Annotated in this window: 10 protein-coding genes and 1 pseudogene; 5 read left to right on the forward strand and 6 right to left on the reverse strand. The window is 72.8% G+C overall.

Annotated elements, in window-relative coordinates; genetic code table 11:
* The first annotated feature begins 225 nt into the window (after positions 1-225).
* Positions 226-1,158, forward strand: a complete 933-nt coding sequence (locus tag OG776_RS03415; protein WP_329318780.1) for a Ppx/GppA phosphatase family protein — start codon at positions 226-228, stop codon at positions 1,156-1,158.
* 329 nt (positions 1,159-1,487) lie between these two features.
* Positions 1,488-3,788 (forward strand): FUSC family protein, encoded by a 2,301-nt coding sequence (locus tag OG776_RS03420; RefSeq protein WP_329318782.1) that lies wholly within the window; start codon positions 1,488-1,490, stop codon positions 3,786-3,788.
* Between the two features lie 131 nt (positions 3,789-3,919).
* On the opposite strand, the gene OG776_RS03425 is transcribed toward OG776_RS03420, so the two are convergent.
* Entirely contained in the window at positions 3,920-4,537 is a 618-nt protein-coding gene (locus OG776_RS03425) for a TetR/AcrR family transcriptional regulator (RefSeq protein ID WP_329318785.1), read from the reverse strand.
* Between the two features lie 177 nt (positions 4,538-4,714).
* On the opposite strand from OG776_RS03425, the gene OG776_RS03430 reads away from it, so the two are divergent.
* Both OG776_RS03430 and OG776_RS03435 read left to right on the forward strand, forming a co-directional pair.
* On the forward strand, positions 4,715-5,299 hold the full coding sequence (locus OG776_RS03430; protein WP_148011729.1) for an ester cyclase: 585 nt from the start codon (positions 4,715-4,717) through the stop codon (positions 5,297-5,299).
* 147 nt (positions 5,300-5,446) lie between these two features.
* On the forward strand, positions 5,447-5,773 hold the full coding sequence (locus tag OG776_RS03435) for an antibiotic biosynthesis monooxygenase family protein (RefSeq protein ID WP_148011728.1): 327 nt from the start codon (positions 5,447-5,449) through the stop codon (positions 5,771-5,773).
* A gap of 115 nt (positions 5,774-5,888) precedes the next feature.
* Here the strand turns inward: OG776_RS03435 and glpK are convergent, their stop codons facing one another.
* Both glpK and OG776_RS03445 read right to left on the reverse strand, forming a co-directional pair.
* Positions 5,889-7,403 (reverse strand): glycerol kinase GlpK, encoded by a 1,515-nt coding sequence (glpK, locus tag OG776_RS03440; protein WP_148011727.1) that lies wholly within the window; start codon positions 7,401-7,403, stop codon positions 5,889-5,891.
* Positions 7,404-7,444: 41 nt separating this feature from the next.
* Positions 7,445-8,212 carry an IclR family transcriptional regulator gene (locus OG776_RS03445; protein ID WP_329318789.1) on the reverse strand — a complete coding sequence of 256 codons (768 nt, stop codon included), beginning with the start codon at positions 8,210-8,212 and terminating at the stop codon, positions 7,445-7,447.
* 198 nt (positions 8,213-8,410) lie between these two features.
* Here OG776_RS03445 and OG776_RS03450 point away from each other — a divergent pair, with 198 nt between their 5' ends.
* Positions 8,411-8,851, forward strand: a complete 441-nt coding sequence (locus OG776_RS03450; protein ID WP_148011725.1) for an ATP-binding protein — start codon at positions 8,411-8,413, stop codon at positions 8,849-8,851.
* 406 nt (positions 8,852-9,257) lie between these two features.
* On the opposite strand, the pseudogene OG776_RS03455 reads toward OG776_RS03450, so the two are convergent.
* The 3 genes and pseudogenes from OG776_RS03455 to OG776_RS03465 all read right to left on the reverse strand — a co-directional run.
* A pseudogene (locus OG776_RS03455) lies at positions 9,258-10,411 on the reverse strand (PP2C family protein-serine/threonine phosphatase); the annotation flags it as partial.
* A 99-nt stretch (positions 10,412-10,510) separates the two neighbouring features.
* Entirely contained in the window at positions 10,511-11,269 is a 759-nt protein-coding gene (locus OG776_RS03460; RefSeq protein WP_148011723.1) for an IclR family transcriptional regulator, read from the reverse strand.
* Positions 11,270-11,408: 139 nt separating this feature from the next.
* Positions 11,409-11,819, reverse strand: a complete 411-nt coding sequence (locus OG776_RS03465; protein WP_148011722.1) for a Fur family transcriptional regulator — start codon at positions 11,817-11,819, stop codon at positions 11,409-11,411.
* Positions 11,820-12,303: the final 484 nt, after the last annotated feature.

A 12,303-nucleotide genomic window follows, 5' to 3' on the forward strand; every position in this document is an offset into this window, starting at 1 on the left:
GCGGAGACAGGGTGCGAACGAGGAGCGGAGGGAGTGCGAACGAGGCACGGGAGGTACGAACGAGGAACGGAAAGGGCGCTCCGGATCATGGAGAACTCCGGCAGTGACAAGATGTCCAGGTGGCGTCCGTGTCCGCGTGGCGCCACGCACCGCTGTCCGGCCCGGTCACGGCCGCCGGGAAGCGGTCCGGGGAGGGGAGAGTTCACGATGCGGGAAGGCAGGCGTATGCGGCAGGCAGGGGTCCTCGACGTGGGGTGCCACAGCGCGCTCCTGACGGTGGCCCGGCGGCCGAAGGGCGGGACGCTGGAGCCCGTCCTCTCCCGGAAGGTGCGGCTGCGGCTCCATCAGAGCCTGGGCCCGGACGGGCGGCTGCGCGAGTCGGGGGTCAGGAGTGTGCAGCAGGCGGTGACGGAGGCCGCCTCGGCGGACCCGGGGCTGCGGCTGCCCGAGGTGTTCGCGTTCGCCACCTCCGTCATCCGGGACGCCCCCAACCGCGACGAGGTCATCGACCGGGTGGCGCACGCCACCGGTATCCGTCTGCGGGTGCTTCCCGGCGAGGAGGAAGCGCGGCTGGCGTACGCGGCGGCCCGCAGATGGGCGGCGCCGGCGGGCGGCCCCCTGCTCGTCCTGGACATCGGCGGCGGCACGCTGGAGATCGCCTCCGGGACCGCGGCCCGGCCCCGCACCGTGCTGTCGCTACCGCTGGGGGCCCGCACGGTCACCCGGGAGTGGCTCCCCGGCGGCACCGTCCCCTCCAAGCGCCGGCTGGCCGAACTGCGAGAGCATCTGCGCCACTCCCTCAGCGCGCTCCCGGACCTGCCCCGGGCGGAGCCCGACGGGCAGGTGCTGGCGTGTTCCAAGACCTTCACCCAGCTGTCCCGGCTCGCCGCCGCCGGGAAGAACCGGGCGCCCCGCACACCGCAGCGCCTGACGCTGCCCGCGCTGCGGACGACGGTCCCGCTGCTGGCCGCCTCGACCCCGAAGCGGCGCGGCCGGCTGCCCGGCATCTCCCCGCACCGCGCCGAGCAGTCACTGGCCGGGGCCCTGATCGCCGAGGCCCTGATGGAGACCTGTGGGGTCGAGAGCGTCACCATCTGCCCCTGGTCCACCCGGGAGGGGCTGCTTCTGGAACGCCTCGGGGGCGCCCGCACGGACTGATGTCCGGGGGCGGGCCGCACACTGACCTCCGTAAGGCGGCCCGCACACTGACGTCCGGTTCCCGGGATCCGCGAGGACCGGCGTCCGGCTTCCGGCGTCCGGGGCCCACAAGGGCCGCGGTACGGCTTCCGGGGCCCGCCCGAGACCGACGACGCCCCGCCCGTCCCCCCTTTCCCCGAGGGCTGTCCCGGGATCCCCCGCAGGCGCTCCACGACAGCCCCGGGAGTGATCATGGTCCGGGGCCGCCTCCCCGTTCCCGTGGCGTTCCGCCCCGTGCAGCGGTCAGACTTGCTGAGGCGGAGCCGCCTCGGCGACAGGAGGTGGGGCGCGTGCGAGAACCGGGCCGTGTCACCCTCGGGCGCGCCCTTTCGTGGCTGCGGGCCCACGATCCCGAGCTGGCGGCCACCCGCCGCGCCGTACGGGCGGCGATCGTGATGCCCACCCTCTTCGCCCTGTGCGGCCAGGTGTTCGACTCACCCACGACGGCGACCTACGCGGCCTTCGGATCGTTCTCGATGCTCCTGCTGGTGGACTTCACCGGGCCCATGGTGCAGCGGCTGCATGCGCACGCGGGGCTCGCGGTGGCCTGGGCCGTCCTCATCTGTCTGGGCACGCTCGTCGCCCACCAGGTCTGGCTCGCGGTCGCCGTCATGGTCGTGATCGGCTTCGTGGTCCTCTTCGCGGGCGCCATCAGCTCCGTCCTCGCGGGGGCGTCCACGGCGCTGCTGCTGGCGTTCGTCCTCCCGGTGACCTCGCCCGCGCCGCTGTCCCAGCTCCCCGACCGGCTCGCGGGCGCCGGACTGGCCACGCTCGCGGCCATGCTCGCCGTCTCCCTGCTGTGGCCCCGTCCCACCACGGACCCGCTCAGCGCGCCCGCGGCACGGGTCTGCCGCGCCGCCGCGGGCCAGCTGCGGGCCGACGCGTCCTGGCTGGCCGGCGCCGGCGCTCCCGGCACGCCGGGCGTGGGCCGGTGCCGGATCAGCGCCCACCGGGCCGCCGAAGCAGCCGCCGACCTGCGCGAGGTCTTCGACACCACGCCCTACCGGCCCACCGGGCTGTCCACGAGCTCGCGCGCCATCGTCCGTCTGGTCGACGAACTGACCTGGCTCTGCGACATCCTCGCCGACAGCGCGCCCCCTCTCGACGAACACCCGGAGTGCGACGCCGACGCCCACGCCGTACGACGGGCCGCCGCGCGCGTCCTTGAGGAGGCGGCCGGGCTGCTCGACGCCCTGATGACCTCCCGGGGCCCGCTCCGCACCGCCTCGGAGGATCTCACCGCGGCCATGGCCGCCATGGAGCGCGACGCCACCGGCAGGCTGAGCACGCGGCGGACGGGAACGGCGACTTCCTCCCGGGTGCATCCGGTCATCGGCATGCTGGACCTGTCGTTCCGGGCGCAGGAGCTGGGGTACGCCACCCTGCAGATCGCGCACAACGTGGACCTGGCCGCGTCCGCCGAACGGCGCAGCTGGCACGAGCGACTGCTCGGCCGCGAGCCCGGCACCCTCACGGAACCGCTGGTCTCCGCCCGGGAACGGGCCGCCGCGCATCTCCGCCCGCAGTCCGTCTGGCTGCACAACAGCCTCCGGGGCGCGCTCGGCCTCGGCATCGCGGTCGCCCTGGTCCACGTGACCACGCTCCAGCACTCGTTCTGGGTCCTGCTGGGAACCCTGTCGGTGCTGCGCTCGAACGCGCTCAACACCGGCCAGAACGCGATCCGTGCCGTGCTGGGCACCCTCGCGGGTTCGGTCATCGGAGCCGGGATGCTCCAGCTGATCGGCGACCACAGCACCGCGCTGTGGATCCTGCTGCCGCTCGCCGTGCTGGTCGCCGGCATCGCTCCCGCCGCGATCTCCTTCGCCGCGGGCCAGGCCGCCTTCACCGTCACCGTCGTGGTCCTGTTCAACATCGGCCAGAATCCGGACTGGCACATCGTCCTGATGCGGATCCAGGACGTCGGCATCGGCTGCGTCGTGAGCGTGCTGATGGCCCTCTTCCTGTGGCCACGCGGCGCCACGGCCGCCGTCAACCGCGCCCTCGCGGAGGCGTACGCGGACAGCGCCCGCTATCTGGCCGGAACGGTGGCGTACGCCGTGGGCCGGTGCGGGTCCGGCCCCGCGCCGACGGTCCGTCCTCCCCTCGACGAGGGCCGTGCCGCGGCCGCCGCCGCGCGGCGGCTCGACGACGCCTTCCGCAGCTATCTCGCCGAACGCGGTGCCAAGCCGGTCCCGCTCGCCGACATGAGCACGCTGGTCACCGGCATCGTAGGACTGCGCCTCGCGGGGGACGCCGTCCTGGAGCTGTGGCAGCGCGCCGACGAGGAGGACGAGAACACCGACCGGGTGGAGGCACGTCTGGTGATCCTGGGCGCCGCCGGCCGTGTGACCGGCTGGTACCGGGATCTGGGCGCCGCCCTGGGCCGGGCGGCTCCCGTCCCCGAACCGCTGCCCCGCAACCCCACGGCCGAGGGACGGCTCGTCGAGTCCCTGCGCCGCGACCTCGGTGACGAGCAGCGGCAGTCCGCCGCGACGGCCGTCCGCATCATCTGGACCGCCGACCACCTCGATGTCGCCCGCCGGCTCCAGCCGAACCTGGCGGCCGCGGCGAGCCCCCGCCGCCCGTCCTGACGACCGGCGCACCCGGGCGCGAACGGCACGGCCGTGCCGGGGTGCCGTGCGGTCCGCGGGAGCGACCCGCCCCGGCCTTTCGCCCCGGGCGCCCGGTGCGCCCCACTCTCAGCCGCGGTGCCGCCGGTCGGTCAGCTCGGGCACAGGCTGGAGACCGCGATCCGGCGCAACGCGTCCTCGGCCCGGTCCCAGGACCAGCCGTTCTCGACCACGAGCGTGCGCCAGCCGGTGGGGCCGAACCAGAACCACAGGAGACCGGCCGTCTCGTCGACGGGGCCGGGGGGCGGCGGATCGAGGGTGTGCAGGTGGCGCGCGGCGGCGTCGAGCGCGAGCCGGTAGTCCGCGGTGGCGCGCTCCCACAGCGCCTCGCCGTTCTCGTGGACGGGCAGCGCCTTGAGGATCGCCTCGTGCACCGTGAACTGCTCCTCGTTGCCGAGCCGCGTCCCGCGCGCCAGGGCCGCCAGGACCTCCTCGGGGTTCCGCGGGGCGAGCACCTGCCTCATGGCCTGCTCGTAGCCCGAGTCGGCCACTCCCTGGTCGACGATCCGGTCGAGGATGTCGCTCTTGCTGCCGACGCTCGCGAAGACGGTCTTCGCCGCGACACCGGCGGCCGCGGCGATGTCGGCGACGGTGACCCGCCCGTAGCCGCGTCCGGCGAACAGTTCGGCGGCGCACCGCAGGATCAGCACGCGCGTCCGTGCGGCGGCCTGCTCGCGCAGCGGGGAGACGTAGGGGCGTTTCGACGGCATCCGGACATCCTAGTCACTGTCAGCACACCGTTTCCCTATTCAATAGGCGCCCTGTAACCTCAATCATCTCGGCGGGCACACCCGGCGTGGAACGCGCGCTGCCTCCACCCCGGACCGGCCGACGTCACTGCACAGATCGAACAGCCGGTGAGAGCCGGTGAAAGGTACGGACACACCATGGGCATGGACACCACGGGCCTGGCCCACGGGCTCTTCCGGATCCTCGAGACCGGGGACGCGGCACTGGCCGCCGAGGTGGTGGGCGAGGACTTCCACAACCGCGAAGCGGCCGTGGCGCCCTCCGCCTGCTCGATCCCGGGACCGGCGGGCGTCCTCGCGTCGAGCGCGTGGATGCGGTCCGCCTTCAGCGACCTGCGCTTCCCCGTCCTCGGCATCGCCGGGAACGACGAGCAGGTGTGGGTACGGCTGCGGATGCAGGGGCGCCACACCGGCCCGTTCGTCCGTTTCCGCGACGGCGCCCTCGACCAGGCCATACCCCCCACCGGCCGTGAGATCGACTTCGAGCAGATCCACGTGCTGGATCTGCGGGACGGCAAGGTCGTCGGACACGAGGCGGTACGGGACGACATCACGATGCTCGGCCAGCTCGGCGTGTTCCCGCCGGCCCCTCCGACCGCCCTGCGCATGGTCGGCTGGAAGGTGACCGGCCGCGCCGCCCGCGCGGCCGCCGACATCACCACGCGTGCGGCCGAGGCGGCGGCCGGGGCCGGTCAGCCGGGCGAGCGCGCCGGAGGCCGCTGACCCGTACGCCGCCGAACGCCGCCGCCCCGGAGCCGAACCCGAGCCCAACCGGAGCCGACGAGCGGCTGCCGTCCCGCGGCCCCTCGGCCGGGTGAGGCAGCGGACGGCGACGGCGGAGCCGCCCGCGGGATACGGCAGGATGAGGCCATGAGCGTAGTCAAGATCAACGTACTGAGCGTCCCCGCCGAGCAGCGGGAGACGCTGGAGAAGCGCTTCGCCTCCCGGGCCCACGCCGTGGAGAACTCCGACGGCTTCGAGTGGTTCGAACTCCTCCGCCCGGTCGAGGGCACCGACAGCTATCTCGTCTACACCCGGTGGCGCGACGAGGCGTCCTTCCAGGCGTGGATGGAGGGTCCCATGAAGGCGGCCCACCAGGGCGGCGGCGAGGGCGGCGAGCGACCCAGGCCCGCTGCCGCCGGGTCCACGCTGTGGTCCTTCGACGTCGTGCAGCAGGCCGCGCCGAAGACCGCGTGACCGTCGGGCCCGGCACGCCGACGGCACGACGTGTCGGCTGATCGGTGAAGGATGCGGACCGGCGGCCGGTGGGTTCCCTGCCGGCCGCCGGCGTCGCGGTGCTCGCGATTCCCGGTCAAGTGGACCCCGGTGGTTTGATCCACCCCAGCGACCGTTCGACGGCACGCTGCCAGTTGTCGTACTCCGCCGCGCGGCGTACGGGGTCCATGTCCGGCAGCCACTGGCCCGCCCGGTGCCAGTTGCGCCGCAGGATCTCCAGGTCCGGCCAGTACCCGGCGGCGAGACCGGCGGCGTAGGCCGCGCCCAGGGAGACCGTCTCGGCGACCATGGGCCGCACCACGGGAACGTCGAGCACGTCGGCCACGAACTGCATGAGCAGGTTGTCGGCCGTCATGCCGCCGTCGACCTTGAGCTGCTTCAGGGCCACCGAGGAGTCGGCGTTCATGGCGTCCACGACCTCGCGGGTCTGCCAGCCGGTGGCCTCCAGGACGGCGCGGGCCAGATGGCCCCTCGTGATGTACGAGGTGAGGCCGACGATGACCCCGCGCGCGTCGCTGCGCCAGCGGGGCGCGAAGAGCCCGGAGAAGGCGGGGACGATGTAGCAGCCGCCGTTGTCCTCGACCGTCCGGGCGAGGGTCTCGATCTCCGGCGCGCTGTTGATCAGCCCCAGCCGGTCGCGGAACCACTGGACCAGCGAGCCGGTCACGGCGATCGAACCCTCCAGCGCGTAGACCGGAGGCTCGTCGCCGATCTTGTAGGCGACGGTCGTGAGCAGCCCGTGCCGGGAGCGCACGACGTCCGTACCCGTGTTGAGCAGCAGGAAGCTGCCCGTTCCGTAGGTGCACTTCGCCTCGCCCGGGGAGAAGCAGGTCTGGCCGAACAGCGCCGCCTGCTGGTCCCCGAGGGCGGCCGTGATGCGCACACCGGGGAGCAGTGAGCGGGCCTCGCCGTAGCTCTCGGCGGACGAGCGGATCCGCGGCAGCATCGCGCGCGGGACACCGAAGAACTCCAGCAGCTCGTGGTCCCACTCCAGTGTGCGGATGTTCATCAGCATGGTGCGGCTGGCGTTCGTCGCGTCGGTGATGTGCAGCCCGCCGTCCACCCCGCCGGTGAGGTTCCAGATCAGCCAGCTCTCCATCGTGCCGAAGAGCACCTCACCGTCCTCGGCACGCCGTTCCAGCCCGTTGACGTGGTCGAACAGCCAGCGGATCCGCAGGGCGGAGAAATAGGTGGAGGGGGGCAGGCCGCAGCGCTCCAGGAAGAAGTCGTCGCCGGGATCCCGCCTGAGGTCGTCGACGAGCGAAGCCGTACGGGTGTCCTGCCAGACGATCGCCCGGCCCAGCGGGGCGCCCGTGCGCCGGTCCCAGACCACCGTCGTCTCCCGCTGGTTCGCGAGGCCGATGGCGGCCACCTCCGCCGCGCCGACCCCTTCGTCGGACAGCGCCTCCGGGACGATCCGCTGCAGGTTGCGCCAGATCTCGACCGCGTCGTGCTCGACCCAGCCGGGACGGGGGAAGTGCTGCTGGTGCTCACGCTGGGCGACCGACACCATCCGGCCGTGGTGGTCGAACAGGATGCATCGGGTGGAGTTGGTGCCCTGATCGATGGACATTACATACCGTTCAACCATGATCGGGTTCTGCCTTCCGATGGGTCGGTGAGGCGGTGGCGTCACCAGCGGGCCGCCCCCAGCTCCCTGGAGACGGCCCGTGCGGCCTCCCGGAGGAGAGTGACCAGCTTCGGCCGGGGACGGCCGTGACCGTCACAGATCCTCTCGACCGGACCGGACAGGCCGATCGCCCCCACCACCAGCCCGCCATGGCCCCGGATCGGTGCCGCGATGCCGGCCTCGCCCATGCTCATCTCCTGGACCTCGGCGCCCCAGCCGAGGTCGCGGATCTCGGCCAGCGCCCGGGTGAGCCGCTCGGGGGTGACCAGGGTGTGCCGGGTGTACGCCTCGGGACCGGCTTCGAGGACCGACTCGACGGTCACCGCCCCGAAGGCCAGCAGCACCTTGCCCAGCGAGGAGGCGTGCAGCGGCAGCAGCGAGCCGACGTCCAGCGTCTGGAGCGTGTCGTCCGGCCGGAACACGTGGTGGACCACGAGGACCATCCCCTCCAGGGGCGTGCCCAGGCGAACCGATTCCCCACTGCGGGCGGCCAGCGCGTCGGCCCAGTTGATGGAGCGCGACCTCAGCTCGTTGATGTCGAGGTAACTGGTACCGAGGTGCAGCAGGGCGGCGCCGAGCTGGTACTTCCCGGTCTCGGGGTCCTGCTCCACGAAGTCCACGTGCTGGAGCGTGCGCAGGATGCCGTGGGCGGTGCCCTTGGCCAGCCCCAGCGAGGCCGCCACCTCGCCCAGCCCGAGCCGGCGAGGCTCGCCGGCGAGCAGACGCAAGATCGCGGCCGCCCGTTCGATCGACTGGACTGGGCCGGCCATGATCCGAGCCTATTACCGCTGGGGACGGTCCGCTTGACGTGTGCGGGGGCGGTTCACGGGCGCCCGGAATGCGGCGTTCGGTAATGCCGACCCCCGTTCATTGACCCACCCCATTTCGGTCCTTAACGTGCGATGAGGCCCGGCAACGCGCTGAGGTTCCGGCCACCGGCCGACAGCGCTCACTCCGGAGGAGAAGAGATGGCGCTACAGCTCAACACGAGGCTTCGTGACCCGAAGCTTCGGGAGGCAGTCGAATACGTCTTCCCGCTGCCGCCGGTCGCCGGGGCCGTCTCGGCCGTCCGCCGACGCGCGGGCACGGTCCTCACCGACTGGAACGTGTCTCCGGGAATCTTCGAGGACGCGCTGCTCGTGGTGTCGGAACTCCTCACCAACGCGATCGTGCACGCCCTCCCCCCGGCCGAGCTGCGCCTGTCCTGGGTCCGCGAGAACGGCTTCGACACCCTGCGGGTCGAGGTGACCGACGCGGGACCCGCGCGTGCCGACGGAGAGGACCTGGAAGGGATCGATCCCGACGAACACGGCCGCGGCGAGGAGATCGTCAAGGTCCTGGCGACCCGGTACGGCATACGGTTCCACCCCGGCGGGGTGACCAGGTGGGCCGATCTCGTGGCGGCGTGAGGGCCGGCGGGACCATCGGACGGCGACATGTGAGAGCGCGCGGCCGAGGGCCCGCGCTCTCGGCGTGTCCGCAACCGGCGGACACACGCTTCGACGGTTCGGGCGTTCGGGCGCCACGCCTTCCGCCTTACCGCGTACGGAGACGAAGGCGCGAGGACCGTCGTCGTACGGCCGCTCGAAGGGGCCGGAGAAGGGGTCAGAAGGGTTCCGCACCCGACGGACGGGAGACCACCAGATCCGAGGCGGTCCGCTCGGTCACCCGCGGACGTGCCCCGGCCGGCTCGAACGCGACCGGACCCGAGACGCCCGGGTCGGACACGACCGGGGCGGACTCGCGCGAATCGACCGCATCGACCGAATCGACCGCCGCGGAACCAGCGGCGTCCGGACCCGAACCGGCCTGAGCTGCCGCCGTCGCCCGGGAAGCGGCCGGCTTGCTCAGCAGGAGCAGCGCGGCATCGTCGTGCAGCCGGCCGCCCACGTAGGCCAGCAGTTCGTCGTGGAGCGCGTCGAGGGTGCCCGCCGGTTCTTCGGTCACATGGCGCGCCAGCCCCTCGGCCAGCGGATAGAACTCGCGGTCGTGGTTACGGGCCTCGGTGACCCCGTCGGTGTAGAGCAGCAGCTGATCGCCGTCGGCGAAGGGCAGCACCTGGAGGCTCGGGACCTCCCCCGACAGGGCGCGCAGCCCGAGTGGCGGGGCCGGGTGGACGGGGTCCACCGCCACGACACCTCCGGACGCACGCACCAGCAGCGGCGGGGCGTGGCCGCAGTTGACGACCTCCAGATGCCCGGCCCGCCCGTATCCGGCGACCACCGCGGTGACGAAGTCGTCGCCGCCGAGGTTCCGCGCCAGGCTCCGCTCGATCCTGCCGACGACAGCCAGCAGATCGGGCTCGTCGTAGGCGGCCTCGCGGAAGACCCCGAGCACGAGCGCGGCGGTCCCCACGGCCGGCAGTCCCTTGCCGCGCACGTCGCCGACGATCAGCCGGATGCCGTACGGGGTGGACACCAGGGCGTAGAGGTCCCCGCCGATCCTGGCCTCCGCCGCGGCGGCACTGTAGCGGACGGCCACCCGGAGGGGGCCGACCGTCTCGGGGATCGGGGTGAGCAGCGCGTGCTGGGCGGCCTCCGCGACCGAGCGGACGGCGGCGAGCACCCGCTCCCGGCGGCCGCGCAGCGAGCTGGCCAGGCCGCTCGCCACGGTGACGGCCGCCAGCGCGGACAGGACGGCCGCCAGCTCGGAGACGGGCACACCGTCCCTGATGCCGAGCCTCGTCCCCAGCACGGCGCCGAGGAGACCCGTACAGAACACTCCGCGCGGGCCGTTGGTCGTGGCGGCCAGCGCGGGCGCGGCCGCCAGCAGGGACAGCCACACCATGCCGGCCCCGACGACGAGGTCGACGAGCGCGATGACGGAGATGAACAGCAGCGGCAGTCGGGTACTCCGGCGGCGAGCTGGGCGCCGGCGCGCCGCTGCGCGAAGTCCCTGAGGGGCGCCACTCGACTCCGGATCGGGTGCGACGGCGTGTGGGCGTCGCCATGGGCTCGGGCCTGACTCATGTTTCGTCCGCAGTCCTCACCTGTACACCGGTCATATTCCCGGTTTGTCCGTTTCATCCAGGAAACGCGCTCTGCCGGGGACCCACAAGGAGACGGATTTCAGATAGTGAGCGAGAGACTTCTCGTGACGCGGTCCGCGGTGGGGATCAGCCGGGTCACGACGTCCTCCAGCCGGGAGACGCGTTCCGCCGGCAGCGAGACGCCGAGTGCGCCCAGCGTCTCCCCGCAGTAGACGGGCACCGCGACGCAGACCGTGCCGAGGGCGTACTCCTCCAGGTCCGTGACGGCCGGGGCCACCGACGAGGAGTCGAGCCGCCGGAGCAGCTCCGAGGAACTGGTCACGGTCCGTGGGGTGAGATCGGCGAGGGCGTGCCGCGAGAGATAGTCGTTGCGGGCCTCGTCGTCCAGTTCCCGCAGGACGCACTTGCCCAGCGCGGTGGCGTGACCGGCGTCCTCGAACCCCACCCAGAGGTCGACCCGGGGTGCCCGGGGACCGTCGACGATCTCGGCGACCCGGATCTCGCCCTCCTCGTAGAAAGTGAGGTAGGCGGGGGACGTGAGCTCGTCCCGCAGCGCGGCGAGCGTGGGGCGGATCCGGCTGAGCAGGGTCTGTCCGCGGGCGGTGCTGTGCAGGGCCTGCAGCTTGTCCCCGAGGATGAAGCCGCCGTCGTCCAGCTTCCGCAGATAACCGTCGTGCACCAGCGTCCGCAGCAGGTGGTACGCGGTGGCCAGCGGCAGTTCGGTCTCCCGAGCCAGCTGTTTCGCCGGCGCGCCGTTCTCGTGCGCGCTCACGGCCTCCAGCAGACGGAAGGCCCGCTGCACGGAGGCGATGAGCGTGGGGCCGTCTTGCGCACCCATAGGAACAGCGTGCGCCGACCGCGCGGCGCGGGCAACACACCCGGGCCGCTCACGGCTCTCGCGGGAGCACGACCGCGGGCGGCGGCGGTCACGGCGCACACGCCGCGGACCGGGGCTTTCGGAGCAGGAACCAGGGCTCTCAGGAGCAGGAGGGGCAGAGTCCGCGGTAGGTGACCTCGACCTCGGACACCTGGAAGCCGAACCGCTCCACCGCGGGGAGGTCCGCCAGCGGGTCGCCGGTCGGATGGACGTCCCGGATGGTGCCGCAGTTGGAGCACACCAGGTGCTGGTGGGCGTGGTGGGCGTTGGGGTCGTAGCGCTTGGCGCGGCCGTCCGTCGAGACCTCTATGACCTCACCGAGGGAGACCATCTCGCCCAGGGTGTTGTAGACGGTCGCCCGGGAGATCTCGGGCAGTCGCTGCGCGGCGCGGGCGTGCACCTCGTCGGCCGTGAAATGGACGTGGTCGCCGTCGAGGACCTCCGCGACGACACGTCGCTGCGAGGTCATCCGCCAGCCACGCGCTCGCAGTCGCTCCAGCAGGTCACTCATATCGGTTCACCTATTCAGGTTCGGCGGGATACCCGAATTTTACCAGTGAACGTCCGGGCTCCTATTGGATACGGGTTTGGCGCGCTTCTTGACTAAGACACTGTCCATCGTAGGATCGGTTCTGGCGCTGGCCAAGGGACAGGAAGACTCCAGAACGGCATGAGACAGAGACGTGACGGGAACACCGCCGGGATGCCGCGCGGTAGCGGCCCGACGGCGGCGGCCCCCCGCGTCGCACGGCTCGCGACCATCCTGCGGAACGACCGCCCCGGCATCGCTGGAGGCCCGTCCGGGACAGGCCGTCGCCTGAAGCGCGTCTCCCCCAGGGCCTTCGGCGGTCGTCACCGCGCCGTCCGCGCGACCGGGTCCGCTCGCCCCGGACCGGCCGGCACCGCGGCGCCCCACCAGAACCGGTACGACCCTCCCGGTTCCCGGGCCGACGAGTCCGGGAGCCGTCCCCCGGGGCTCCTGCCCCCGCTGTTCA

Source organism: Streptomyces sp. NBC_01689 (genome assembly GCF_036250675.1).
Lineage (GTDB): Bacteria > Actinomycetota > Actinomycetes > Streptomycetales > Streptomycetaceae > Streptomyces.